The 25,704-nt window shown below is 74.1% G+C and carries 23 protein-coding genes; 13 read left to right on the top strand and 10 right to left on the bottom strand.

What is annotated here, in order from left to right; genetic code table 11:
- Positions 1-196: 196 nt before the first annotated feature.
- Positions 197-2,443, bottom strand: coding sequence for an Ig-like domain-containing protein (locus FZ988_RS08075; RefSeq protein WP_149203487.1), 2,247 nt, complete (start codon positions 2,441-2,443; stop codon positions 197-199).
- 325 nt (positions 2,444-2,768) lie between these two features.
- Here FZ988_RS08075 and FZ988_RS08080 point away from each other — a divergent pair, with 325 nt between their 5' ends.
- Genes FZ988_RS08080 through FZ988_RS08090 form a run of 3 tightly spaced genes read left to right on the top strand, consistent with a single transcriptional unit; the run spans position 2,769 to position 4,552 of the window.
- Positions 2,769-3,872 (top strand): RDD family protein, encoded by a 1,104-nt coding sequence (locus FZ988_RS08080; RefSeq protein WP_149203488.1) that lies wholly within the window; start codon positions 2,769-2,771, stop codon positions 3,870-3,872.
- Positions 3,873-3,905: 33 nt separating this feature from the next.
- Positions 3,906-4,163, top strand: a complete 258-nt coding sequence (locus FZ988_RS08085; RefSeq protein ID WP_149203489.1) for a type II toxin-antitoxin system Phd/YefM family antitoxin — start codon at positions 3,906-3,908, stop codon at positions 4,161-4,163.
- A complete protein-coding gene (locus FZ988_RS08090) occupies positions 4,148-4,552 on the top strand; it encodes a PIN domain-containing protein (RefSeq protein ID WP_149203490.1) in 405 nt (134 codons plus the stop codon). The genes FZ988_RS08085 and FZ988_RS08090 overlap by 16 nt, the downstream gene beginning before the upstream one ends.
- Positions 4,553-4,574: 22 nt before the next feature.
- Here the strand turns inward: FZ988_RS08090 and purB are convergent, their stop codons facing one another.
- Positions 4,575-6,089, bottom strand: coding sequence for an adenylosuccinate lyase (gene purB, locus FZ988_RS08095; RefSeq protein WP_149203491.1), 1,515 nt, complete (start codon positions 6,087-6,089; stop codon positions 4,575-4,577).
- Positions 6,090-6,574: 485 nt separating this feature from the next.
- Between purB and FZ988_RS08100 the strand changes: the two genes are divergently transcribed.
- Positions 6,575-7,684: a NucA/NucB deoxyribonuclease domain-containing protein gene (locus tag FZ988_RS08100; protein ID WP_149203492.1), complete on the top strand. Its 1,110-nt coding sequence runs from the start codon at positions 6,575-6,577 to the stop codon at positions 7,682-7,684.
- Positions 7,684-8,331, top strand: coding sequence for an SMI1/KNR4 family protein (locus FZ988_RS08105; RefSeq protein WP_149203493.1), 648 nt, complete (start codon positions 7,684-7,686; stop codon positions 8,329-8,331). Before FZ988_RS08100 ends, FZ988_RS08105 begins: the two co-directional genes overlap by 1 nt.
- A 12-nt stretch (positions 8,332-8,343) precedes the next feature.
- Here FZ988_RS08105 and FZ988_RS08110 read toward each other — a convergent pair whose 3' ends face one another.
- Together FZ988_RS08110 and FZ988_RS08115 are read right to left on the bottom strand one after the other, a co-directional pair.
- Positions 8,344-8,724: a hypothetical protein gene (locus FZ988_RS08110; protein WP_149203494.1), complete on the bottom strand. Its 381-nt coding sequence runs from the start codon at positions 8,722-8,724 to the stop codon at positions 8,344-8,346.
- Between the two features lie 135 nt (positions 8,725-8,859).
- Positions 8,860-9,843 (bottom strand): DMT family transporter, encoded by a 984-nt coding sequence (locus tag FZ988_RS08115; protein ID WP_149203495.1) that lies wholly within the window; start codon positions 9,841-9,843, stop codon positions 8,860-8,862.
- Positions 9,844-9,915: 72 nt separating this feature from the next.
- Between FZ988_RS08115 and FZ988_RS08120 the strand changes: the two genes are divergently transcribed.
- The 4 genes from FZ988_RS08120 to FZ988_RS08135 all read left to right on the top strand — a co-directional run bounded on the left by FZ988_RS08120 (position 9,916) and on the right by FZ988_RS08135 (position 15,099).
- Positions 9,916-12,102 (top strand): alpha-galactosidase, encoded by a 2,187-nt coding sequence (locus FZ988_RS08120; RefSeq protein ID WP_223145060.1) that lies wholly within the window; start codon positions 9,916-9,918, stop codon positions 12,100-12,102.
- Positions 12,103-12,275: 173 nt separating this feature from the next.
- On the top strand, positions 12,276-12,707 hold the full coding sequence (locus FZ988_RS08125; protein ID WP_149203496.1) for a hypothetical protein: 432 nt from the start codon (positions 12,276-12,278) through the stop codon (positions 12,705-12,707).
- Positions 12,704-14,359: a hypothetical protein gene (locus tag FZ988_RS08130; RefSeq protein ID WP_149203497.1), complete on the top strand. Its 1,656-nt coding sequence runs from the start codon at positions 12,704-12,706 to the stop codon at positions 14,357-14,359. The genes FZ988_RS08125 and FZ988_RS08130 overlap by 4 nt, the downstream gene beginning before the upstream one ends.
- 182 nt (positions 14,360-14,541) lie before the next feature.
- Entirely contained in the window at positions 14,542-15,099 is a 558-nt protein-coding gene (locus FZ988_RS08135) for a hypothetical protein (RefSeq protein WP_149203498.1), read from the top strand.
- A gap of 596 nt (positions 15,100-15,695) precedes the next feature.
- Here the strand turns inward: FZ988_RS08135 and FZ988_RS08140 are convergent.
- Positions 15,696-16,082, bottom strand: a complete 387-nt coding sequence (locus tag FZ988_RS08140) for a phage holin family protein (protein WP_149203499.1) — start codon at positions 16,080-16,082, stop codon at positions 15,696-15,698.
- Between the two features lie 14 nt (positions 16,083-16,096).
- On the opposite strand from FZ988_RS08140, the gene hisC reads away from it, so the two are divergent.
- The 4 genes from hisC to FZ988_RS08160 all read left to right on the top strand — a co-directional run bounded on the left by hisC (position 16,097) and on the right by FZ988_RS08160 (position 21,150).
- The gene (gene hisC, locus FZ988_RS08145; protein ID WP_149203500.1) at positions 16,097-17,206 is read left to right on the top strand and encodes a histidinol-phosphate transaminase; all 1,110 of its coding nucleotides are present in this window, start codon (positions 16,097-16,099) and stop codon (positions 17,204-17,206) included.
- Positions 17,207-17,410: 204 nt separating this feature from the next.
- Positions 17,411-18,538: a pyruvate dehydrogenase (acetyl-transferring) E1 component subunit alpha gene (pdhA, locus tag FZ988_RS08150; RefSeq protein WP_149203501.1), complete on the top strand. Its 1,128-nt coding sequence runs from the start codon at positions 17,411-17,413 to the stop codon at positions 18,536-18,538.
- Positions 18,535-19,608, top strand: a complete 1,074-nt coding sequence (locus FZ988_RS08155; RefSeq protein WP_149203502.1) for an alpha-ketoacid dehydrogenase subunit beta — start codon at positions 18,535-18,537, stop codon at positions 19,606-19,608. Before pdhA ends, FZ988_RS08155 begins: the two co-directional genes overlap by 4 nt.
- Positions 19,609-19,650: 42 nt before the next feature.
- Positions 19,651-21,150: a dihydrolipoamide acetyltransferase family protein gene (locus tag FZ988_RS08160; protein ID WP_149203503.1), complete on the top strand. Its 1,500-nt coding sequence runs from the start codon at positions 19,651-19,653 to the stop codon at positions 21,148-21,150.
- 50 nt (positions 21,151-21,200) lie between these two features.
- Here the strand turns inward: FZ988_RS08160 and FZ988_RS08165 are convergent, their stop codons facing one another.
- Genes FZ988_RS08165 through FZ988_RS08185 form a run of 5 tightly spaced genes read right to left on the bottom strand, consistent with a single transcriptional unit; the run spans position 21,201 to position 25,695 of the window.
- Positions 21,201-22,178 (bottom strand): hypothetical protein, encoded by a 978-nt coding sequence (locus FZ988_RS08165; protein ID WP_149203504.1) that lies wholly within the window; start codon positions 22,176-22,178, stop codon positions 21,201-21,203.
- Positions 22,178-23,230, bottom strand: a complete 1,053-nt coding sequence (locus FZ988_RS08170; protein WP_188079029.1) for a VWA domain-containing protein — start codon at positions 23,228-23,230, stop codon at positions 22,178-22,180. The genes FZ988_RS08165 and FZ988_RS08170 overlap by 1 nt, the downstream gene beginning before the upstream one ends.
- Positions 23,227-24,285 (bottom strand): VWA domain-containing protein, encoded by a 1,059-nt coding sequence (locus FZ988_RS08175; RefSeq protein WP_149203506.1) that lies wholly within the window; start codon positions 24,283-24,285, stop codon positions 23,227-23,229. Before FZ988_RS08175 ends, FZ988_RS08170 begins: the two co-directional genes overlap by 4 nt.
- On the bottom strand, positions 24,282-24,770 hold the full coding sequence (locus FZ988_RS08180) for a hypothetical protein (protein WP_149203507.1): 489 nt from the start codon (positions 24,768-24,770) through the stop codon (positions 24,282-24,284). Before FZ988_RS08180 ends, FZ988_RS08175 begins: the two co-directional genes overlap by 4 nt.
- Complete coding sequence (locus FZ988_RS08185; protein WP_149203508.1) at positions 24,757-25,695, bottom strand: DUF58 domain-containing protein; 939 nt, start codon at positions 25,693-25,695, stop codon at positions 24,757-24,759. The genes FZ988_RS08180 and FZ988_RS08185 overlap by 14 nt, the downstream gene beginning before the upstream one ends.
- Positions 25,696-25,704: the final 9 nt, after the last annotated feature.

Here is a 25,704-nt window from a genome sequence, read left to right on the forward strand (position 1 = left end):
CCCTGCTCGCGTACCGGTGCCGCCCTGCAGGCCGAAGGTCGAACTGCTCGTGCTCGGCAGGAGCGGTGCAGCCTCAGGTTCCCGACGCCAAGGTGGAACGAGGCCCCAGCGCGACGGCGCACCGGGCCCGCGCCGTCGATCGGCGCGGGCCCGGTGTCTCATGCGGGGTCGGGCGACGCCTGGCCGCCCGGGGACGTCAGGCCTGTGCCTGGCGGCGTCGCGCCACGACGGTCGCGGTCGCACCGACGAGCACGAGCGCGAGCGCCCCGAGCGCCGGTCCGGCGAGCGACGCGCCGGTCGTGGCCAGGCCCGCGGACCCGCCCGCGGCGGGGGTGGCCGGGGCGACGTACGTCACCACGACCTGCGCGGTCGTGACGTTCCCGAGGGTGTCGGTGACGCGGTAGGTCACCGGCGTCGGGTCACCCGTGAAGCCGCTCTCGGGAGTGAAGGTGATCGCACCCGTCGTGGCGGAGACCGTCCACACCCCCTCGCCGGGGACCGTGAGCGTCGTGACCTGCGCGCCCGACGTGGGGTCGACGAGGCGCACCGACGTCGGGTCGAGCGTGCCGTGGTCGTTGCCCAGCGGGTCCACCGTCACGCTGCTGCCCCGCGGGTTGCCGTCCCGCCGGTCGTCGCGGGCCTGCGGCAGGTACGTCACCGTGACCTCCGCCGTGGCGTGCAGGCCGTTGGCGTCCGTGACCCGGTAGGTGACCGGTGTCGGGTCCACGAGGAGGCCGCGCTCGGGTGCGAAGGTCACCGATCCGGTGGCCGGGTCGACGGTCCAGACGCCCTCACCGGGGACGACGAGCCGCGTCGTCCAGCCCGTGCCGTCACGCAGGACGACGGTGCCCGGGCCGACGCCCGCGGAGTCGTTGCCGACGACCGGGACGGTGACGACCTCGCCGGCGGCGTTGCCGAGGTCGGCGTCGTCCTGGGCCGACGGTGGCGTGGCAACGGTCACGGTTGCCGTGTCCGTGTTGTCCTCGGGCGCTCCGCGGTCCGTCACCGTCGCGGTGTTCGCGAGGACGGTGCCGGCCGCGTCGGTGACCTCCTGCTCGTAGGTCACTGTGAGCCGCTCGCCCACGTCGAGGCCGCGGGCGCCGTCCACCGGCCCGCCGTAGGGCGCGTAGGGGCGGGAGCACGTGAGCGTGGCGGGCATGACGTCACCGGCGTCGGCGTCGCACGTGACCGGCCCGCGCTCGAGCGTCCCGTTCGCGCCGCCGGAGGTGGTGACCCCCGTCAGGACGGCCGACGAGGCACCCGGCAGGGTGTCGGTCAGCGTGACGAGGTCGCCGCGCGTCATCGCCTCGGGTCCGTTGTTCGTCACGGTGACCGTCCAGGTCACGGTCGAGCCCGGGAGCGCGACGTCCGGTGCGGCACCTGCCGGGTCCACCGTCGCCGACTTCTCCACCGCGAGGTCGTACGCGCACGGGACCCACGCGAGCTCGACGTACCCGTCCTGGCCCGCGCCGACGCCCGTCTCGCGGCCGAAGGGGGCCGACGTCACGTCGGTCGCGCCCGCGGCGACGAAGCTCGAGCCGCCTCCGCCGCCGGCACCGGCGACGTCGAGGATCCCGTTGTCGCTGTTCTTGATGAGCGTGGACGCGCCGCCGCCACCGCCGAAGTAGCCGCCGCCACCGCCGCCCGCGGCGTCGAAGTTCGGGTCCGGGGCGCCCGCGCCGCCGGAGCGGCCCGACCCGGCCTCGCCGTCGAGCGTCGGGTCGGTGCTGTGCGCGCCGCCCGCGCCCGGCGCCGTCGCCGTGCCGCCCTGGCCGCCGCCCGGAACGAGGCCGTCGTCGTCGCGACCGTCCGTGCCCGCGTCACCCGCAGCGGCGCCGACGCCCGTGGGGAGGCCGGCGTCGCCGCCGAACCCGTCGTCGGTCGTCGAGTGGCCGCCGCCGCTGCCTCCGCCGCCGCCCGCGAGGACGGCGAGGTCCGCCTCGTCGGTGCCACCGAGGTGCAGGCTGCTCCAGCCGCCGCCGCCCGCACCCGCGTGGTCGTCGGCCGCGCTGCCGCCCGCGCCGCCACCGTTCAGGCCGCCCGCGCCGCCGGTGTTGCCCGCGTGCGACCGGCCACCGCCGCCGGCGGTCGCGCTCCACGGGGTGCCCGGGAGCACGGAGAACGTCGCGGTCACGAGCGCACCGGCGCCGTTCGAGCCGACGCCGCCCGCGCCGTCGGCGGACCGCCCGCCTGCGCCGCCAACGACGGTGGCGGTAACGGCGCAGACGCCGTCGGGTGTGACCCCGCTCAGGGGGCTGCCGACGCCCACGATGGTGACGCCAGGTGCGGGCGCGGGCGCGGCGAAGGCGGCGGGGGCCGCGATCCCGGTGCCGAGAGCCGCCAGGGTCAGGACGCCCGCGGCCGTCGCGCCGCGTCGGACGCCCTCGCGTCGCTTCCGTCGCTCGGGGGTGACCCGGGGTGCGGGTCGGTACTGCTGGTCCACGTTGTTCCTCCAGGATGCCGGGTGGGGGTGCCGCAGTCCGCCCCGGAGGGCTCGCGCGGCGCCTGCAGAGGCCGCGCGGAGGGTCCTCCCCCGCGCCTCGTGCGCTCTGCTCGGGCCTGCGACAGCGTGGAGGTGACGCTGCGTCACATCCCGGCGGCGGCGGAGATTTCACACCGGGCTTCACACCCGCGCCGCGCGCAATGTCCGGTTCGCCCGGTTCGGCACGCCCGAATGGATGATGTCCGGCCGGTGGTGATCCGTGCCGGTACCTGCCGCGTGGTCGCGCTGCCATACTCGGTCGCGCGACGCAGACGAGGGGAAGCCGATGAGCGACGACCAGCAGCCCGACCGGCCCCGCGCCGCAGATCCGCAGCTCCCCACGTGGCAGCCCCAGCCGGTCCAGCCGCAGGCGGTCCAGCCTCCCGCCGGGTACGGCCAGGCGGCCCCGGCCGCGCCGGCACGTCCGTACACCCAGGCGCCCGCGCAGCCGAGCCCGTACACCCAGGCGCCCGCGCAGCCGAGCCCGTACGGCCAGCCCTCCGCGCCGCCGAGCCCGTACGGCCAGGCCGCTCCGACTCCCACTCCGCAGCAGAACCCCTACGGTCAGCAGCCCGCGTCGGCGGCCTACGGTGCGAGCCCGTACACCCAGGTGCCCACGGCCCCGGGCGGGTACGGGGCGCCGTCGGCCCAGGTCCCTCCCGTGCCGACGTCGCCTTACGCACCCACCCCGACGTACGCACCCACTCCGACGTACGCGCCGACCCCCGCGTACGTGCAGGACGCCTACGGCCAGCCGACGCGGGCGCAGACGCCGCTCGCACCGCAGGCCGACAGCCCGAGCCGCTTCAGCTCCTACTCGACCGGTGCCGCGCACCCGTCGGGCGGCGCGGGATACGGCGGGGGCGGGTACGGCGCGGGCGGCTTCGCGGCGGGATACGCCGCGGGTGGTTACTCGCAGCCGGCGTACGGCTACGGAGGGCGCGCCGACTACGCGTCGTGGGGCGCCCGCGTCGGCGCGTTCCTGATCGACATGGTCCCCGTGATCGTGTTCTTCACGATCTCCGCGTTCGGCTCCGCCGTCTTCACCACGCCGGGGTACGACGCGTACGGCTACCCGACCGCGCAGCCCACCGGCGGCAGCCTGGCCGTGGGCCTCGGTGGCTACGCCATCGCCCTCGGCTTCCAGATCTGGAACCGCTACATCCGGCAGGGCCGCACCGGTCAGTCGCTGGGCAAGCAGGCGCTGGGCATCCGGCTCGTCAGGGAGGACACCATGGCGCCCCCCGGAGCGGCCATGGCCTTCGGTCGCGAGTTCGCCCACAACATCGACAGCATGATCCTGTACATCGGGTACCTGTGGCCCCTGTGGGACCCCAAGAGCCAGACGCTCGCGGACAAGATCTGCTCGACGATCGTCGTCAAAGCCTGACCGACGAATCAGATTCCCTGATACCGTGGGGGGATGCGCACCCTCACGGCCACCCATGCCTCGCGCGGGTTCTCCGACCTGCTCGACGCGGTCGAGCACGGTGAGACGATCCGCATCACGCGGGCGGGCCATGTCGTCGCCGAGCTCCGTCCGGTGGTCCCCGCGACAGGGCGGTCCCTGCGTGACGCCCTGAGCCGCGTCCCCGCGCTGGATGACGCGTTCGACGACGACGTCGCCGCGGCGGCATCGCTCCTGCGCGCCGACGAGAGCGACCCGTGGGCCGGCGACTGATCCTGGACACCACCACGCTCATCGCGTACGAGCGTGGTCGGTTCGACACCACCGCCCTCGACGAGGACGACCTCGCCATCGCGGCCGTGACCGTTGCGGAGTTCCGCACCGGGGTCGAGCTCGCCGACACCGCGCAGCGTGCGGCCGATCGCGCGCGTGTCCTCGCGGCGATCACCGACACCCTGACGGTGCTGGACTACACCGAGCGGACGGCCGTCGAGCACGCCCGGCTGCTGGCGCACGTGCGACGCCGCGGCACACCGCGCGGAGCGCACGACCTGATCATCGCGGCCCATGCGGCCCAGGAGGATCGCATCGTGCTGTCGCTCGACGCGAACGCACGGTTCGGTGACCTGCCGGGCGTCCGGGCCGACAGCCCTCTCGGGTAGGCGGCACCCGCAGCGCGGGCGGTCAGTCGTCGAGGAACCGCACCAGCTCGGCCGCCGCGCCCGTGTAGGACCCGGGTGTCATCGCCGCGAGGCGCTGCGCCACGTCGTCGGGCAGACCCAGGCCGGCCACGAACGCCCGCAGGTCCTCGCCCGTGATCCGGCGACCCCGGGTCAGCTCCTTGAGGCGCTCGTACGGCTCGTCCATGCCCGGGACGCCCGCGACACCGGCCGCGCGCATCGCGGACTGCACGGCTTCGCCGAGGACCTCCCAGTTCGCGTCGAGGTCCCGTGCCATCGCGGCCGCGTCGACGTCGAGCCCCGCGAGCCCGCGCCGCACGTTGTCGATCGCGAGCAGCGAGTGGCCGAACGCGGGCCCGATGTTGCGCTGCGTCGTCGAGTCCGTGAGGTCACGCTGGAGGCGCGACGTCACGAGGGTCGACGCGAGCGTGTCGAGCAGCGCGCTCGAGAGCTCGAGGTTGGCCTCGGCGTTCTCGAACCGGATGGGGTTGACCTTGTGCGGCATCGTCGAGGAGCCGACGGTGCCCTGACCGCGCACCTGCGCGAAGTAGCCGAGCGAGATGTACGTCCACATGTCCGTCGCGACGTTGTGGAGGATCCGGTTGAAGCGCGCGACGTCGGAGTACAGCTCGGCCTGCCAGTCGTGCGACTCGATCTGGGTCGTCAGCGGGTTCCAGGTGAGGCCGAGGTGCTCGACGAACGTGCGTGACACCGTCACCCAGTCGGCCGTCGGCACCGCGGCGAGGTGCGCGCCGTACGTGCCCGTCGCGCCGTTGAGCTTGCCGAGGTACTCGGCGCCCTCGATGCGGCGAAGCTGGCGCCGGAGGCGGTGCGCGAGGACCGCGAGCTCCTTGCCGAGCGTCGTCGGGGTCGCCGGCTGACCGTGCGTGCGCGCGAGCATCGGCACGGCCGCGTGCTCCGTGGCGAGCGCGGCGAGGTCCGCGACCAGCCCTCGCGCTGCGGGCAGCCACACGTCGCGCACCGCGCCCTGGACCATCAGGGCGTAGGCCAGGTTGTTGATGTCCTCGCTGGTGCAGGCGAAGTGGACGAGCTCGGTGACACCCGGGAGCACGGTGTCCTCCCCGAGAACGCCCGGCGCGGCCGCGAGACGGGCCTTGAGCAGGTACTCCACGGCCTTGACGTCGTGCACCGTGATCTTCTCCGTCGCCGCGAGCTCGGCGACCGTGGAGGCGTCGAACGTCGCGACGACGTCCCGCAGGTGGTCACGCTCCTCGCTCGACAGCGTCGGGGCGCCGGGGATCACGTGGTGCGACGTCAGGTGGATGAGCCACTCGACCTCGACGTGCACGCGCTCGCGGTTGAGCGCGGCCTCCGACAGGTGGTCGACGAGCGGCGAGACTGCAGCCCGGTAGCGCCCGTCGAGCGGGCCGAGCGCGATGGGCGGGTTCGCGTCGGCGAGACGGCGACGGCTGGGCCGCACGACGGCGGTCGCGTCGGTGGTCTCGGTGCCGGCAGGCTCGGCGGCGTCGTGCGGGGCGTCAGGACCGGTCTGCGGCATGGGGCAATCCTTCCACGGGGCGCCGCCGGGGCGGGTCCTGCGCTCACGCCCGGCCGGGCCGTGGACGGCGCCCTCACGCGTCTGGGTCGTCACGAGCCGTTCACAGGAGTCAGCCGTGCGGCGGATGCGCGCCCTCCTGCACCGATGGTTCGGTGTCCGTGGGCAGTCGTCGATGACCGCCCGAACGGCCATGACAGGCGGAGAACGACGGCCTGGCGGCCGGCGTTCGAGATGGGGGGCATCTCATGAGACGGCACACTCTCGGCGCGGCGATAGCCGCGGCAGCGCTCGCCCTGGGGATGGGGGCGTCGCCGGCGCAAGCAGCGTCGCCCTACGACTCCGCGACGCAGAGCAGTCTGCGAAACCTCGTGAGCGCGGTGCAGTGGTGGTCCGCGTTCGACAACAACGACCGGTTCGAGGGACTCACCGTGCCCGCCCTGGCCGGCTGGGGCTGGCAACCGACCGGCACCACGTACACGGAGATCGTGATCGAGGGCGACGGTGAGTCCTGGCGCGCGACCGCGCAGGACACCCATGCCGGGTCGACCGAGTACACCTACACCTCGACCGCCGCGGTCAACGGTGTCACGCCCGGTTCCGTGCGGGCCTCGTCGCCGCAGCCCGCGGCCGTGCCAGCGGCGCCCGGAGCATCTGTGATCGACGTGGGGCTGGCGATCGACATCGATGCGCTCGCCACAGCGTTGATGAGTGGTGCGGTCACCACTCAGATGGTCTGCGAAGCCGCGGTGGTCTACCCGGGTACCCACACCGCTGGGTCGTCGGTCCCCGACCACGTCCTCGCGTGCGAGTCCGCAGCCGCCGCGTCGAACGCCACGTGGCGGTCGGTCCTGGCGGCGATGCTCAAGGCCGGTGGCCGCGTGGCGCTGCAGCAGCTCGCGCTGGACTTCGTGGGCGCTGGGACGGAGCCTGCCAGCCCGCCGGAGTGGGTGGGCAACCCCGAGGCGCCGCGGACCCCGCCGCCGGTGCCGACGGGGTTGCCCAACAACATCTGGAGGGTGGTGCCCAAGGCGGACCGTCTGACCGCGCCCGAGCTCACGCCGGAAGAGAAGCAGGTCGTCGTCACCCAGTGCCTGGCGTTGGCGGCGCGTGCCGGCATCGACGGAATGCAGCGGTGCAACGGCGACACGCCCATCTTCCTCAGTGGTCGGTCCGACACCCCCGAGCCGACGCAGCACGACTTCGAGGCGATCCGTGCGAACCCGATGTGGCTCGTGCTGAACCGCCAGCAGCCGCCCAACGACCGTGCGTGGCTCCAGAACCATCCCTCCTGTGCCGGACGCGTGCGGGACGTCCGGGACTGCGACGAGTTCCCGTTCGCCTCGACCAAGCAAGGGGGCGAGCGCGCTGAACCGCCGGTGAGCCTGCGAGTGCTTGACGCAAGTCAGAACCGATCTCAGGGACGGAAGCTCCTCAGCTTCTTCCAGGACCCGCGGTGCAATGTCGGTGCGGGTGATGAGTTCTGGGCCGTGCCGCTTCCCGAGCGTCCTGGCCTCCCACGAGCGGAGCAGCTTCCCACGCTCGGCTGGTGCGACGACGATGTAGTGGTCGTGCCCGAAGGAAGCGCTGAGCCCTGATGAGCGGGGAGGAGATCGTCGCGGCCCTGGCTGGGTGGGTCGAGCGCATCGGGGCCCTGGGTGCGGCGGCGGCTCCGCGGATGCGCCCGGGCCTGGCGCCCGAGCAGATCGAGGAGATCGCCACCCGGCATGGGTTCACTCTGAGCGAGGAGATCGCCGCGATCTGGGCGTGGCACGACGGCGAGCAGGGCAGGGGCGACTGGGGTGACCCGCGCCTGGAGGGACGCGGTCTGACGCCCAGAGGAGGCTTCTTCGACCTGGATACGACCCTGCACCGGGGGTTGGCCGGGTGGCACGCGACCTGTGGGGATGACGACGAGCTTGCTGACCCTGACGTGAGCGATGAGGTGAAGGCAGGCATCTGGCGCCGCGAGTGGGTCATCCTCGAGATCGGGCAGCTCCCGTTGGTGCTGGTGACGTCCGAGGACGGGACGACGGACACGTTCCGCTACGACCCGCAGTCGGGCACCGCGTGGGTGGCGCACTCGACGCTGCCGGAGCGGATCGCCTGGTGGCACCGCTACCTCGATCTGGGTGCCTGGCAGGTCATGCCTGATGGGACGTGGGGCGGCGAAAACGACCGGCTCCCTCGGGTCGACCGCACCGCGCCCGTCGACGAGCAGATCCGCATGACCGAGGTGACGTAGCGTCCGCTCCAGTCAGCCGCTGACCTCAGGCGAGATCCACGACGGGAGGTTCGGGTTCCGCGGCGCGAACACGACGCGGAAGGTCGGCGCGGGTGACGTCTGGTCCGTGGGCAGCGCGATGCGGGTGAGGCCGAGGCGCGAGGCGGGTCGCCGGTCCAGCGTCTCCCAGGTCCCGTCGGCGCAGCGGCGCTGAAGGCTCACGGCGCCCGGGAGCGACGTGCGCAGGAGGAGCTCCGCCCCTTCCTGGCGCAGCGACGTCGCCCGTGAACGCTCCCGGTCCTTGCGGCTCACAGCGCCGACGGGGGCCGCGACGCCGACGGACGGGCTCATGCCGCCGCCGGAGCTCATCGGCACGGAGACGGCCTTGAAGGCGCGTTCGCTCGGCTCGCTCACGGGGGCCTCCACGTCGGTGTGGTCAGGCTGGTGCGGTCGCCACGTGCGTGCCGACGATGCCGGCGACCGCAGCTCCGAGCCTAGGGTGCCCCGCCTCGCCCGGCAGCGGAACGGGGGAACCGGCTCAGGCGTGGCTCAGTGGCTCACGACGGCGTCCGGTGCGGGTGTGAGCGTCGCACCGCGCCGAGCCGACTCCGCGAGCGCCACGCCCGCGAGGACGACGGCGCCACCGACCAGCTGGACGGCCGTCATCGACTCGCCGAGCACGAGCCACGCGGCCGCAGCCGCCGCGACAGGCTCGAGCATCCCGAGCACACCCGTGCGCGCCGCGCCGAGCCGGGCGACGCCCACCAGGATGAGCAGGTACGGGACGGCCGTGCCGAGCACGACGATCCAGGCCACGAGCACCCACAGCGGCAGGTGCGCGCCGTCGAGCGCACCGGGCAGCGCGACGTCGTCGGCCAGGACCGACGCATCGAACGTCCACAGGGGCTGGAGCACGATCCAGAACAGGGCCGCGAACACCATCGACCACGCCTGGGTGGACAGCGGGTCCCGCGCGCGGACGAGGCGGTCACCGAGCAGGTAGTAGGTCGCGAGCGCGACGGCGGCACCCCCGGCGGCGAGCAGGCCGAGGGTGTCGAGCTCGATGCCGTCGCCCACCTGGGCCACGAGGACGAGCCCGCCGAGGCATGCGGCGAGGGCCCACCAGACGCGTGCCTTGACCTGCTCGCGCAGCACGAACCGTGCCCAGAGCGCGACGAGCACGGGGGCCGTGTACTCGACGAGGAGCGCGAGGCCCACGGGCAGCCGCGAGATCGCCACGAAGTACAGCCACTGGACCATCGCCATGCCGACGACGCCGAGCACGGCGATGCCCACGAGCTGCCGTCCCCGCGGCAGGGGCAGCCGCCGGCTCACGACGAGCACGGCTGCCACGAGGACGACCGCCGAGCCGATCGACCGCAGCTCGACGAGGCGCGTCGGGCTCAGTCCTGCCTGCATGGCCAGCTTCGACACGGTCCCGTTGACGGCGAAGAGCAGGGAGCCGACGACGACGGCCGTGACGCCCACGCCCACGTGCCGGGCACCCAGGGCTGGCACCTGCGTTGTCGTCACGGCGCGAGCCTAGGGGGTACCCGCCGACGCGCGACGGGCCGGCCTGCGAGGTGCTGACTAGGCTCGGGAGCCGTGCCGACGACGCCCGGCCGCAACGACGCGGCGACCCGTTCCCTCGTCCACCTCCGTGCCTCCGGGGTGAGCCTCGTGCTCGACACCGCCGGGCCCGCCGTGCCGCGCGTCGTGCACTGGGGGGCCGATCTGGGCGTCCTCGACGACGCCCAGCTGCGCTCGCTCGCGCGCGCGAACGTCCCGCCGTGGTCCAACACCATGGACGACCCGGCGCCGGTCGCCCTCCTGCCGGAGGCGTCGACGGGCTGGTCCGGCCGGCCGGGGCTGAGCGCGCACCGCGACGGCACGCACTGGTCGACGCGCCTCGTCGTCGACTCGGTGACGGTGCGTGCCGACGACCCGCCGGACGGGGGCGGCGAGGTGGTGGTCCAGGCGGCCGACGACGTCGCGCACGTGGGCGTGACCCTCACCATCGCGCTCACCTCGCAGGGCCTCGTCCGCACGCGCGCGGCGGTGACGAGCACGGCGCCCGCGGCCGACGACGCGCGGCTCCCCGCCCTGACGCTGGACGACCTCGTCGTCGCGCTGCCCGTCCCCGCCGAGGCGACCGAGCTGCACGACCTCGCCGGGCGGTGGTCGCGCGAACGCGCCCCGCAGCGGCGCGCGTTCGTGGTGGGCGAGCACCTGCGGGACAGCCGCCGGGGGCGTACGGGCCCCGATGCCGCCACGGTCCTCGTCGCGGGCGCACCCGGGTTCGGGTTCCGCGCGGGCGAGGTGTGGGGCGTGCACGTCGCGTTCAGCGGCAACCACCGCACCTACGCGGAGCACGTGAGCACGGGCGAACGGCTCCTCGGCGGCGGGGAGCTGCTGCTGCCCGGCGAGGTGCGGCTGGGCCCGGGCGAGACGTACACGGGGCCGTGGGTCTACGGGTCGTACGGCGTCGGGATGGACGCCTTGGCCGGGCGCCTCCACCGGTGGTTGCGTGATCGGCCGCACCACCCGACGGGTCCCCGGCGCGTCGTGATGAACACCTGGGAGGCCGTGTACTTCGACCACGACCTCGCACGGCTAACGGAGCTCGCCGACCGGGGTGCGGAGGTCGGCGTCGAACGGTACGTCCTGGACGACGGCTGGTTCCGTGGACGGCGGTCCGACGACGCCGGGCTGGGTGACTGGACCGTCGACGAGACCGTGTGGCCCCGGGGCCTGCACCCCCTCGTCGACCACGTGCGCGGCCTCGGCATGGAGTTCGGGCTGTGGTTCGAGCCCGAGATGGTCAACCCGGACTCCGACCTCGCGCGCGAGCACCCCGAGTGGGTCATGCAGACCGGGGACCGGATGCCGCCCGAGGCGCGCCACCAGCAGGTGCTCGACCTCACGCACCCCGGTGCGTACGGGCACGTGCGCGACCAGGTGCTCGCCCTCGTGCGCGAGTACCGGCTCGACTACCTCAAGTGGGACCACAACCGCGACCTGGTCGACGCGGGCTCCACCCGGACGGGTGCGGCCGGGGTGCACGGCCAGACGCTCGCCCTGTACCGGCTGCTCGACGAGATCCGCGCGGCTGCGCCCGGTCTTGAGATCGAGTCGTGCTCGTCGGGAGGGGCGCGTGTCGACCTCGAGATCCTCGAGCGCACCGACCGGGTGTGGGCGAGCGACTGCATCGACGCCCTCGAGCGCCAGATGATCCAGCGGTGGACGGCGCAGCTGCTGCCGCCCGAGCTCGTCGGCTCGCACGTCGGGTCCCCGCGCTCGCACACGACGGGGCGTGCCCACACGCTGGCGTTCAGGGCGGGCACGGCCCTGTTCGGCCACTTCGGTGTGGAGTGGGACCTGACGCGCGCGTCGGAGCAGGAGCGCGCCGAGCTCGCGGCGTGGGTCGCGACCTACAAGGAGCACCGGGCGCTGCTGCAGCGGGGGACGGTCGTGCGGGGCGACCACCCCGACCCGGCGCTGTGGGTGCACGGCGTGGTCGCGCCGGAGGGGGACGAGGCGCTGTTCGCGCTCGTCGCCGTCGACCGTTCCGCGACGTGGCCGCCCGGGCGGGTCCGGCTGCCCGGGCTGGACCCGGACCGCGTGTACCGGGTCGCACCCGCGGGGCCGGGCGCGGCGCTCGCGGACCTGCCGTCGCGGCCCGAGTGGTGGGCGCACGGCTGCGAGGCGACGGGTCGCGTGCTCGGTGAGGTCGGCGTCCAGGCGCCGCCGCTGCTGCCGGAGTCGCTCGTGCTGCTGCACGTCACGTCGTAGCGGGCCGCTGCCGGTCGCGCCGTCCACAGACCGTTCCGGCGGGCTGGTCCGTCCACAGGGTGCCCGTGCGGGCCCGTCCGTCCACAGGTCGGCGGGCCCCGGCCGGACCGGCGCGAACGCTGCGACCTAGCGTCCCCGACGACGGACACGGGTACGCAAGGTGGAGGTAGCGGATGAGTGGCAGCTGGTTGGACCCCGGACCCGGCCCGCACGCGACGGGCGACGCGATGATCGCGCTCGGCGACGTCCAGCGCGGGCTCGAGTCGGCTGACACCCAGCTCCGGGCGGCCCTGGCCCTCGACTGGGTCTCGGCCGCGGCCGACGGCTACCGCGTCGAGCTGACCGACGTGCAGGGAGAGATCGGCCGGCTCGGCGTCCACCTGGGATCCGCGCGCTCGACGGTCGTGCAGCACCTGAGGGCCGCCGACTCCGCACACGCCGCCGCCGAGGCCGCACAGCTCACCGCCGTGGAGCGCCTGCCCGTCTGGCAGGGCGTGGGCCACGCGCCGGCGCCCGTCTACGGGCCACCTGTGCCGCGGCCGGCGCACGCGTCCGCAGGGGTACCCGCCCCGACGTCGGGCGGCGACCGTCGGGGACCGGTGTGAACGCGCCGGCCGCGATCCTGGGCGGCGTGCGGACCGGGACCGGGTCCGACGAGGCCGGTGACCCGGCGCTGCTGCCGGGCGTCGCCGTGATGGGCGGTGCCGGCGGGACCGCTGCGCACCTCGCGGACCTCGAGGCGACCGCGGTGGGGCTCGACGCCGCCGCGGACGCGCTCGACGCCGCCGCGTCCGCCGTCGCACGGGTCGTCGTGCTGGTGGACTCCACGACCCGGTGGTCCCCCGGCACGGCGGCGCGGGCGCGCGCCGACCTCGCCCCGCTCGTCTCGGCCTGGTCAGGGGTCGCCGCACGCGCCGCGCAGGCGCGCTCGGCGGCGGCCCGGCTGCGGAGCACGGCAGGCGTCTACCGTGACACTGACTCGCTCGTCGCGGCCGTCGTACGGAACGGCCTGGCGACCGTGGGAGGTGCGCTCGGCGACGCCGGGCCGATCGGCTGGATCACCGCAGGTGCCCTCGTCGTGGCCGGCGCCCTCCAGGCTGGTCTGTCCCTGGTCACCGTACGGACGCTGCGCTACTCGCCCGGTCTCGCGGGCGTGGCTCTGCGCGCGCTCGGCTCGGCGGAGAACCGGGCCGCGCCCGGGGCGCTCGGCATGGTGGCGCGGACCGTCGGCGGCCCGGGCCTCCTGCCGCAGGGGCTCGGGTTTCCGTCGGCACGCACCGTCGAGATCCTCATGCCGGGTGCCGCCGGCTTCATCCGTGGGATGGCTCCCTGGCCGTACATCGGCGGGGCCCGGCTCGCCGTTCCCCAGGCCGCCGGGACCCTGCTCGTCGCGTCCAAGGGCGCGACCCTGCTGTTCGGGACACCACGCCCGGGCCTCGTCGTCGCGCCGGTGATCACAGGGCCGCGGCCGCCGGGACGCCCGAGCGAGAGCCTCGAGCCGCCCGCCCCACGGAACGTCTCGGACGTGCTCGACCAGATCTGGGCCCTCTCGCCCCTCGAGCGGGAGGTGGGACCGCCGCCGGGTGAGGCCGGGTCTGTCGGGGTCCAGCAGCTCGACCACGCGGACGGCACACGGAGCTGGGTCGTCACCGTGCCGGGCACGCAGGACTGGTCGCCCATCGCGGGCAGCAACCCCGTGGACCTCACGACCAACCTGGAGGTGGCCGCGGGCGTGCGCGACGACGCGTCCGAGGTCGTCCGGCAGGCCATGGACCAGGCCGGCATCGCACCGGGTGAGCCCGTGCTCCTCGCCGGGCACAGCCAGGGCGGGATGATCGCGATGGGGCTCGCCGAGGAGCCCGAGATGCTCGCGCGGTACTCGATCGAGGCCGTCGTGACGGCCGGTGCGCCGATCACCTCGGGGGAGCTGCCGCCACAGGTCCAGGCTCTGAACATCGAGCACGTCCAGGACTACGTGCCCACCGCCGACTCGGGTGAGGGCCGGGACCAGCCCAACCGCACGACCGTCGTCGTCGACCTCACGAAGTCCGCGTCACCGGAGAACCGCGCGGCGGCGGGCTCGCCCTCCACCGCGCACGGCCCCGAGGTGTACTCGCGCACCGCGGAGGAGATCGAAGACCTTGACGACCTGTCGGTGCGAGCCGCCCAGGAGGCGATCCGCGGCGTCCTCGGCGACGGCACCGCGCAGGCCACCCTGCACCGCTACGTGGGCATGCGGGTGGAGGAGTGCCGGTGAGGTGGACCGAGGAGTTCCACGGGTTGACCTGCAAAGTCCGCGAACCCGGCGCGCCGCCAGCAGTAGGGTCACGGGCGCCAGGCCAGAGCTGAGCAGGGGGCCAACGATGACAGCTGAGATCGACTTCGCCTGTACTGCGCGACGGCGCAGGGGTGCCGTCGCGGTCACAGCGGGGGTGTCCGATGGCTGAGCGGGGGTCTCGTCGTGGGCGACGTGGGTGCCTGGTCGGTGTCGGCGTCCGCGTCGGTGTCGTCTTCGTCTTCGTCTTCCTGGCCCTGCTGCTCGGGCTGAGCGCCGCCGGCGTCCCTGTGCAACCGCCGGGCGCGCCCGTGATGATGCGGGGCGGAACGCAGGATCGCATCAACTTCGGGCTCGTCTCGGTGTTCCGTGTGAGCGGGACCGGCGACGCCCCTGTGGCAGCCCTCGGCGTCTCGGCGTTCGGCGGCAGCCGCAGTGCCGAGCTGGAGCGCTGGGAGTCGATCGTCGTGCCGTGGTGGGGTCAGCTCACCGCCGTGTCGTTGGAGCCGTTCTCAGGCGACCCCTTGCAGCCGGGGCCGCGCGGATCGGCGACGCTGATCTACACGCCACCGTGGTGGACGGCTCTCGTGCTGGTGCTGGGAGTCGGGGCATGGGTGCGTCGTCCGGCGCGGTCTCGGCGAACCGACGCGGCGGTCCCCGGCCTTGAGGCGGACGCTCCGTCGGTCGTCCCGCCCGCGTTCGAGGCGAGGGCCCATGACTGACACGGACGCCGTGACAGGTCCACCTGCCCGTCGGTGGCGCTGGGGTTGGCGCGGAGCTCTTGTCGGTGGCGTCCTTGTGATCGGCGCAGCCGCGGGCGGGTGGACGTGGCTGTGCGCGCACCAGGCCGCGCAGGCGGCCCAGGCCCGCCTCGACGCGGCCGAGGTGAGTGCTTGGGAAGACCGCCAAGCCCTCGAGGGAGTCCTCACGGAGACGGCCCTTGCGGTCGGCCTGACCGTGGAGAGCGAAGCCGACCCGTACGTGCGAGCGGTCCAGTGCGGGCGCAACGACGGGCGAACGGGCTTCGCCTACCTCCTACCCGCTGTCCAAGCGCCACCCGTGGACGACGCCGCCGCCATGCTCGGGGCGATCGAGGAGTACTGGCAGTCGTTGGGCTACACGACGAACGAGGGCGAGTACCTCGGCTCGTCTGCGATACGAGCAGTCACCGCGACCGGAGCGCAGATGCGTGCGGTGGCCGGCCCAGCGGGCACGGGCATCGCCGGAGAGACCAGCTGCGCACTGACCGACGGTCGCCCGGCTCCTGAACCCCGCGCCGCCGCGTCGTGCGCGTGGGGGAGGTCCGGTACGTCCTCGCTCAGTCCTTCTTGCGGGCCCCGGGGATCGCGACGCTCAGGATAAAGCTCACGATCGAGATGATCAGGGCGCCGAGGACGGCGGTGCCGAACCCGTCGACGCGCAGCCCGTAGTCGGTCTGCTCCGAGAGCCAGCCCGTGAGCATGAGCATGAGCGCGTTCACGACGAGCGTGAACAGGCCCAGCGTCAAGATGTAGAGCGGGAACGAGATCGCCTTGACGATCGGCTTGACGACGGCGTTGACCACACCGAACACGAGGCCCACGACGAGGTAGACAAGGACGGTCGTCCCGGTGTCCTCACCGCCCACCACCCCGAGGCCGTCGAGCATCTGGGTCGCCAGCCAGATCGCGGCAGCGTTGATGATCACACGCAGCAGGAAGCTCATGTCCGCATGCTTCCATGCCGCGCCGACGTGCGGGAGCGCGATGGCATGCTGAGCCGGTGACGTCTACCCCGGTCGCTGCGCGCGACGCCGTGCAGCAGCTGCCCGCCTACGTCCCCGGCGCGCGGGCCGGCACCGACGGACGGACGCACAAGCTCTCCTCCAACGAGAACCCGTACCCGCCCCTCGCCTCCGTGCAGCGGGCGATCGAGGCGGCAGCCGGCGACGTCAACCGGTACCCGGACATGTTCGCGACCGACCTCACGCACGCTCTCGGCGCGAAGCACGGCGTCGACCCGTCCGGCGTCGTCGCAGGCAATGGCTCCGTGGCCGTCCTCGGCCACGCCCTCCAGGCGTACTGCGACGCAGGCGACGAGGTCGTCTACGCGTGGCGCTCCTTCGAGGCGTACCCGATCCTCGTCCGCCTCCAGGGTGCGGTCCCCGTCGAGGTCCCCGTGACCCCCGAGGGCCGCCACGACCTGCCCGCCATGGCGGCGGCCGTCACCGAGCGCACCCGGGTGGTCCTCGTCTGCTCGCCCAACAACCCGACGGGCCCCGCCGTCCGCCACGGCGAGCTCGTCGAGCTGCTCGCCGCCGTCCCGGAGCGCGTGCTCGTCGTCCTCGACGAGGCCTACACCGAGTTCGTGCGCGACGCGGACCCCATCGACAGCGCGCGCATCCTGGCCGACCACCCGAACGTCCTCCTCCTGCGCACCTTCTCCAAGGCCTACGGGCTCGCGGGGCTCCGCGTGGGCTACGCCGTCGGGCACCCGGACGTCGTCCGGCCCGTGCGGACGGCGTCGACCCCCTTCGGCGTGAACCACCTCGCGCAGGTCGCCGCGCTCGCGTCCCTCGACGCCGAGGCTGAGCTGCGCGCACGCGTCGACTCCGTCGTCGAGGAACGTCGTCGGCTCGTCGCCGGCCTGCGCGCGCAGGGCTGGTCGGTCCCCGACAGCCAGGGCAACTTCGTGTGGCTCGCCACCGGGGAGCGGACCGTGGACCTCGCGGCCGACGCCGTGCGCAACGGCGTGCTCGTGCGCCCGTTCCTCGGCGAGGGCATCCGCATCAGCGTCGGGAGCCCCGAGGCGAACGACGCGGTCCTCGCGCTCGCGGCGACCTGGCGCTGAGGCCCAGGGCCCACCCTCAAGCCGCCGGGGCCGCCGTGGCCCCCGCCGGGGCGCCAGGCCCCGCGTTGGAGGGTCGGGACAACGCCGCGCGGGGCAGCTTTGTGGCCGTCGCACAGGCCGAACCTACGCGTCCGTAGCCTACGCTGACGTAAGTTCGCGGGCCCTGCCCCGAGCGCTCCTGGCCGTCACCCGGAAGGACCCTGCGTGAACGAGCCCGACCTCGTCCAGCTCCTCACCCCGACCGGGGAGCGGCTGGACCACCCGGACTACAGCCCGCGCGTCGCGCACCTCGACCCCGAGGCCCTGCGCGGCCTGTACCGAGACATGGTGCTCGCGCGGCGCTTCGACACCGAGGCCACGGCGCTCCAGCGCCAGGGCGAGCTCGGTCTCTTCCCCCCGGCCCTCGGCCAGGAGGCCGCGCAGGTCGGCTCCGGCCGCGCCCTCGCGCCGCAGGACTACGCGTTCCCCTCCTACCGCGAGCACGGCGTCGCGCACACCCGCGGTGTCGACCTCGTCGACGTGCTGCGCCAGTTCCGCGGCATCGACCACGGTGGCTGGGACCCGCGCGCGCACAACTTCCACCTCTACACGCTCGTCATCGGCTCGCACACGCTGCACGCCACGGGCTACGCGATGGGCGTCCAGCGCGACGGCGCCGTCGGCACGGGCGACCCCGCGCGGGACACCGCCGTGATCGCCTACTTCGGCGACGGCGCGACCTCCCAGGGCGACACCAACGAGGCGTTCGTGTTCGCCGCCGTCAACAACGCACCCCTCGTGCTGTTCTGCCAGAACAACCAGTGGGCCATCTCGGAGTCGACCGACAAGCAGTCGCGCGTCCCGATCGTCGAGCGCGGCAAGGGGTTCGGCGTCCCGAGCGTCCGCGTCGACGGCAACGACGTCCTCGCCTGCTACGCGGTCACGTCGGAGGCGCTCGAGCGCGCACGGTCCGGCAACGGCCCCACCTTCATCGAGGCGTACACGTACCGCATGGGCGCGCACACCACGTCCGACGACCCGACGCGCTACCGCTCCGCCGCCGAGGAGGAGGCGTGGCGCCGTCGGGACCCGATCGACCGCCTGCGGCTGCACCTCGAGGCGACCGGCGAGCTCGGCCAGGACTTCCTCGACGAGCTCGCCGCCGCCGGGGACGCCCTGGGCGTCCGCCTGCGTGCGGAGGTCAAGGCCATGCAGGCCCCGGCGACGAGCACGATGTTCGAGCACGTGTACGCGGGCGCGCACTCCGTCGTCGAGGCGGAGCGTGCCTGGTTCGAGGAGTACGAGGCATCGTTCACCGACGCACCGGCGAGCACCGCGGGGGCCACCCGATGAGCACAGCGACCACCACGGCTGCGGCCGGCACCTCGACGGGCTCGCACGCCGCGCCTGCGACGGGGCCGAGCACGTCCACCGTCCAGCGCCTCACGCTCGCCAAGGCCATCAACGTCGGCCTTCGGGCCTCGCTCGAGCAGGACCCCAAGGTCATGCTCATGGGCGAGGACATCGGGCAGCTCGGCGGCGTCTTCCGCGTCACCGACGGCCTGCAGAAGGACTTCGGCCCCGACCGTGTCGTCGACACGCCCCTGGCCGAGTCCGGCATCGTCGGCACCGCGATCGGCCTCGCCCTGCGCGGCTACCGCCCCGTCTGCGAGATCCAGTTCGACGGGTTCATCTTCCCCGCGTTCGACCAGATCACCACGCAGCTCGCCAAGATGCACTACCGCTCGCGCGGCCGCCTGTCGCTGCCCGTCGTCATCCGCGTGCCCTACGGCGGCGGCATCGGCGCGGTCGAGCACCACAGCGAGTCGCCCGAGGTGCTCTTCGCGCACACCGCCGGCCTGCGCGTGGTCTCCCCGGCCACCCCGGCCGACGCGTTCACGATGATCCAGGAGGCCATCGCCTCACCGGACCCCGTCCTCTTCTTCGAGCCCAAGGGCCGCTACTGGGACAAGGGCGACGTCGACCTCAGCCACGCGTACGGCACGTCCGACGCCGCGGGCCTCGACCACGCCCGCATCGCCCGGCCCGGGACCGACCTCACGCTCGTCGCCTACGGGCCCACGGTCGCGACCGCCCTGCGCGCCGCCGACGCCGCGGCCGCCGACGGGACGAGCATCGAGGTCGTCGACCTGCGGACCATCTCACCCCTGGACACCGACACCGTCGCCGAGTCGGTGCGCCGGACCGGACGGTGCGTCGTCGTGCACGAGGCGCCCGTGCTCTACGGGACCGGTGCCGAGGTCGCGGCCCGCATCAGCGAGGCGTGCTTCTTCCACCTCGAGGCCCCCGTGCTGCGCGTCGGCGGCTTCCACAGCCCCTACCCGGTCGCACGGCTCGAGCACGAGTACCTGCCGAGCCTCGACCGCGTGCTCGACGCCGTGGACCGCGCGCTCGCGGTCTGACAGCACCCCGAAGCCCCATCACCGTCCCACCCGAGGAGCACCGTGCCCAGGTACGAGCAGTTCCGGCTTCCCGACGCCGGAGAGGGCCTGACCGAGGCTGAGATCGTCGAGTGGCACGTCGCCGTCGGCGACACCGTGCAGATCAACCAGACGATCGTCGAGATCGAGACGGCCAAGTCGCTCGTCGAGCTGCCCTGCCCGTACGAGGGCGTCGTCACCGCGCTGCTCGCGGAGCCGGGCACGACCGTCGAGGTCGGCACCCCGATCATCACCGTCGACACCGACCCGACGGGTGCGTCCGGCGCAAGCGAGGCGACGCCGGAGCCCGCCACGGCCGCTGCGGCACCCGCCGCGGACGGTCAGGCGGACTCGGGTGCGAGCGGCGCGGTCCTCGTGGGCTACGGCGTCACGGGCCACAGCGCCGCGCGCCGTCCCCGTCGAGCGGTCGAGGCCGCGGGCGCGGCTCCCGCCGGTCCGACGACGACCACCTCTGCGCCCGTCGCCGTGCCCGCCGCCACGGCAGCGGTCGTCGACCGACCGGGCACGCCGTCGGCCCCGTCCGCGGCATCCCCTGCCGCCACCGCTCCGGTCGCGACGGCTCCCGCCGCCGCTGGCCCGGCGGCCACGAGGGGGGCGAGCCCGGTGCTCGCCAAGCCTCCCGTGCGCAAGCTCGCCAAGGACCTCGGCGTGGACCTCGCGACCGTCCGGCCGACCGGCCCCGGCGGCATCGTGACGCGTGAGGACGTGCTGGCCACGTCGTCGGGCAACCAGGCCGAGACCCTCGCCACGTACGCGGGCGACGACCAGCCGTGGCTCGCGTCGGGCACGGTCACGCAAGACGGCCGCGTGACGCGCGTGCCCGTGCGGTCGGTGCGCAAGCGCACCGCGGAGGCCATGGTCGCGAGCGCCTTCACGGCCCCGCACGTCTCGGTGTTCCACACGGTCGACGTGACCAAGACGATGCGCCTGGTCGCGCGCCTGCGCGAGGACCGGGAGTTCGCGGACGTGCGCGTCACGCCCCTGCTCATCGCCGCGAAGGCGCTCCTGCTCGCGGTGCGCAGGCACCCGGAGGTCAACGCGTCGTGGATCGACGAGACCCAGGAGATCGTCTACAAGCACTACGTGAACCTCGGCATCGCGGCCCAGACGCCGCGCGGCCTCATCGTGCCCAACGTCAAGGACGCGCACCGGATGAGCCTGCACGACCTCGCGGTCGCGCTCGCGGACCTCACGGCGACGGCGCGCTCGGGCCGGACCACGCCGACGGCCATGTCGGACGGCACCATCACGATCACCAACGTCGGGGTCTTCGGCATCGACACGGGCACGCCCATCCTCAACCCGGGTGAGTCCGCGATCCTCGCGTTCGGGGCGATCCGCCAGCAGCCGTGGGTCCACAAGGGCAAGATCAAGATCCGCCACGTGACGCAGCTCGCGCTGTCGTTCGACCACCGGCTGGTCGACGGCGGCCTGGGCTCACGCTTCCTGGCCGACGTCGCCGCGGTGCTCGAGGAGCCCGGTCAGGGACTCGTCTTGGGCTGACGCCACGAGCGGGGGCTGACGCCGCGAGCGGGGCACCACCGGCACGCCCGTCACCAGTTCTTGGTCTGGCCCCCGCCGAGGTCGCCCTCTTCCTCCTGACGTTGCCGCTCGGCCTCCGCCTCGGCCTCGGAGTTGCGCTGGTCGAGCTCCTGCTGGCGGCGCTCCTCCTCGGCGTCGGAGTCGCCCTGGTCGGGGTTCTCCTCGGGCTCGGCCTGCTGCTCCGCCTGCTCCTGCTTGTCCTCGAGTCGCTGCTCGGACTCCTGCTCCTGCTGCTGCTCCTCCTCGGACTGCTCCTCGTCCTCGCACTCCCCGCGGGTCGCGAGCGCGGTCTCGTAGTCGAGGGCCGCCCATGAGGCGTAGCTCTTGGCCTCCTCGCGGAGCTCCTCCGACGTCGAGTCGCCCCACGGCGACCCGATCGGGTACGGCGTTCCCGCGGCCTCGTGCGCCGCGGCCTCGGCGGCCCAGTCGAGTCGGAGCTGGGACTCCTCCATCTCCCCGTCGCCCATGAGCTCGTAGGTGACGGCGAGGTTGATCGCGACGAGGCAGCGCTGCTCGGGGTCGTCGGGCACCGCCTCGAGCGCGTCTTCGAGGAGGAACACGCCGAGCTCGGGGTCGCCGTCGGCGGTGAACGTGGTGCCGAGGTTGTAGGGGGCCTTCCAGCGTTCGGTCACGTTCGTCCACTTGAGCCACAGGAAGCCGAGGGTCGCGCCGCCGTAGCCGCCGTCGCGGTACTGCGCCTGCGCGGTGCCGGCGACCGCGTTGAGGAGCGCCACGTGGGCACCGAAGACGAAGACGCCGAGCCAGACGGGCAGCGCCGCCCACACGAGGAGCCGGCGCCGACGCCGCCGCTGCTGCTCGGGGGTGCGGGCCGTGGGCCGGCGCGTCCTCTGCCGTGTCCGGCGGGGCTGCGCCGGACCGGCGGCAGGCGGCGAGGCGTAGCCGGGCACCGTGACCGGCTCGACGGCGGCCGCGCGCCTGCGTGCCCGCGACCGGCCGGTCCCGGGGGTGCGTTCGCGTCCGCGGGCCATCAGGGACCACCTCCGTCAGGTGCGGACCGGGGCGCCGGGTCGCTGGGCTCGGTGGTGCGTGCGCGCCGCAGAGGTACCCAGTGCCGGGCCGTCCGCCACGCCTCGTACGCGAGGACGAGGACGAGCAGCACGGCGAGGGGCCAGCTCACGGCCTGCCAGGTGCGCAGCGCACGCCGGCCGTCCTGGGCGATCTGCTCGGGGTCGAGGTCGGCGACGAGCGACTCGACCTCGTCGGGCCCGGTGCGGTGCACGTACGGCACCCCGAGCTGGTCCGCGACGGTGCCCAGCGACTCCTCGTCGATGCGTGAGATCGCCTGCGGGGCGTCGGGCCCGTCGCCGTCGAGGATGTAGGGCGCCTCCGGGTCGGGGTCGAGCGACCCGTCGTAGGAGCGCATGGGCCCGCCCTCGGCGGTCCCGTAGCCGAGCACCGCGCCGCCGTCGACGAGCTCGGCGAGGGCCTCGTAGGACTCGGGCTCGCCGTCGGTGGTCTGCTCGCCGTCGGACAGGAAGAACACGAGCCGCACGTGCGCGGGGCTGCGCTCGGCCGCCCCGGCGAGCGCGGTCTGCAGGGGGACCAGCGGGCGGTCCACGAGCGAGCCCGAGGAGTACGCGGTGATCTCCTGGCGCACCGTCTGGGTCCAGGACTCGACGGCGCCCTCGTCGGTGGTCAGGGGGAGCTGTCTGCTCGCGGAGCTGTCCCAGCCGATGATCGAGTACCGCGCGTCGGGGATGGCCTCGGTGAGGGCCACGACGTCGTGCCGGACGCCCTCGAGCCGGGGCAGGCGCTCGGCCGACCAGTCCTCGGCGGCCATGGAGCCGGTGCGGTCGACCACGAAGAAGACGTCGACGGCGACGCCCAGGTCCTCGTCGGTGATGCGCGGCACGGACGGACCCAGGCCGATCCCGAGCACGAGCAGCACGGCGACCGAGCGCAGCCACCAGGCGAGCCGCGACCCCGGCCGGGCACGGACGGCCTGCACGACGGCGAACACCGTCATGGGCACGAGCAGGAGCAGGAGCCAGCCGACCCCGAGCAGCGGTTGGAGGCTCATTCGCGCACCCGCCATCGCCACAGGAGCAGCCCGAGCACCCCGACCACGAGCAGCGCGAACCACGGCTGCGGCCGGTCGGTGAGCAGGTGCTGGGGCTCCTCGTCGAGCGCCACGGCCTGCTGGGCGGTGACGTCGTCGATCACGGAGCGGACGGCGGCGGGGTCCTCGGCGAACCAGGACATGCCGTCGGCGTCCTCGATCGCCGTCGAGAACTCCTCGTTCTGCGCCGAGCCGCGCAGGCTCTCGTCGCCCCCGTAGAGGCCGTAGAGGACGACGTCGCGCGACGCCACCAGGTCGACGGCCTGGGGCAGGGTGTAGACCGGCTCGCCGAACGGGTCGTTGTCGGTCGCGAGGATGATCGAGCGGGACCGGTCGGTCTCCTGCTCGTCGAACAGGAGCGCGCAGCTCGCGAGCCCGTCGCCGATGAGGGACCCCTGCGCGGGGACGCCCTGGGTGCCCTCGACGAACTGGAGCATCTCGTCGAGCCCGCGCCACGTCATCGGGTCGGACGGGTCGAATGCCTCGAGGTCGAAGCGCAGCGCCTCGACGGCGATCTCGAGCTCCTCCTGGACCAGTGCGTAGTCGTCGGTCAGCGGGAAGACGGTGCGGGACGTCGAGTTGAACACCGACAGCGCGATGCGCTCGCCGGAGAAGCTCTCCACGAGCTCGCTGAACGTCTCGACGATCGCGGAGTCGAACGGGACCATCGAGCCGGACACGTCGAGGCACAGCACGATGTCGCGCGTGCCGAACCGCTCGCTCTTGACCTGCCGGTCGACGGGCCGGGCCGCGAGCACCGCGGCCGACGCGACGGCGACGACGAGCGTGCCGACGCCGGCCCAGCGGAGCACCTGGTAGTCGCGCACGGCGCGGCGGACCTCGGGGACCTCGTCGAGGCGCTCGGTGTGCGCGACCCAGTGCGCCTCGTCGGACGACGCGCGGCGGGTGCGCCAGGCCCACGCGGCGCCGGCGAGCACCGCGAGGAGGAGGACGGCGAGGAGCCACGGCCAGACCAGGCCGCTGCTCACCGTGACGGTCTCGGACGTGGGGGTCACCAGTTCCGGATCACCCGCCTGGCGCCGTCGAGGGCGTGCTCGGGCGACGCCTCGGTCGCACCGGACCGAGCGAACGCGGGCCGGTAGTAGGACTCGATGAGGCTCGCCAGGCGCTTCGCCCCGCCGATGCGCCGCAGGTCGCTGAGGGTCAGCACGCGTGCGTCGACGCCGCGCCGCACGGTCGCGAAGTCGCGGACCACGGCGCTGAGCTCGAGGTGGAGGCCGCGCGCGTCGAGGTCGCCCGTGCGGAAGCGGTGCTCGACCTCGTCGACGCGTGCCAGGTAGACGGGCCGCACGGACGCGTACCTGTCGCCGCCGTACCCCGGGGTGAGCGGCAGCAGCGGCGGTGGCTGATCCTCGGGCCGGGCGCGCGTGCTGCGCACCGCCCACACGAGGTACACGACGACCGCGACCATGAGGAGCACGCCCGCGACGGTGACGAGCCACGAGTACAGGACGGGGTCGTTCAGCTCATCGGTGGGCACGGCGGCTCCGCGCGAGGAGGTCGACGAGGCCCGGCACCACGTCCTCGGTGCCGCGGACCACGACGTCGTGCACCCGCAGGCGGCGCAGCATCGTGGCGCGCTCGACGGCGTGGGCGGCGCGGGACCGGGCGGCCGCCTCCTGGAGGTCGGGGCGCCCCTGGAGCCAGGGCGGGACGGACCAGCCGTCATCGACGTCCCGGGTCTGGCGGCCCTCGCCCGGTGCGGCGAGCGGGTCGGCGTCGGCGACGGAGATCACGAGGACCTCGTGGCGCATGCAGACCGTCCGCAGGGCGTCCCGGTGCTCGGGGCCCGGACCGGCCTCGTCGGTCAGCACGACCACGAGGGACCTGCGGGGGAGCGCACCGACGCGCTCGAGCACGCGGCGTAGGTCCGACGGCGGTGCGGTGACCGTCAGGGCGCGTTCGACCTGGCGCAGCACGACCTCGATGTGCGCGGTCCCGGCGCGGGGTGGCAGCTGGGTCATGCGGCCGGAGTCGGCCGCGACGAGCGCGACCCGGTCACCACGGTCCCGGGCGAGGTAGGCGACGAGGCCCGCGGCGTCGGCCACGACCGTGGCCTTCGACTCGCCCGACGCCGCCGTGGCGGCCATGGTGCGGCCCGTGTCGACGGCGAGGACGACGGTGAGGTTGCTCTGGCGGACGAAGCGCTTGATCACGGGGATGCCGGCCCGGGCGCTGGACTTCCAGTCGATGTCGCCCACGTCGTCGCCGGGCGTGTAGAGCGAGAGGTCGTCGAAGTCCTGGCCGTGCCCCTGGAGCACGGAGCGGTGCAGGCCGTCGAGCAGGCCCGTGGCGCGGCGTGCGACGGGCAGGGACAGGCGGGCGCGCAGGTGCGCGTAGCGCGAGGCCGAGGCGCCGCCGACCGGGGGCGGCGGGCCGGGTGGTGCGGGCGGGGCGGAGGCCATGGGTCAGCG

Source organism: Actinotalea subterranea (genome assembly GCF_008364845.1).
Taxonomy (GTDB): domain Bacteria; phylum Actinomycetota; class Actinomycetes; order Actinomycetales; family Cellulomonadaceae; genus Actinotalea; species Actinotalea subterranea.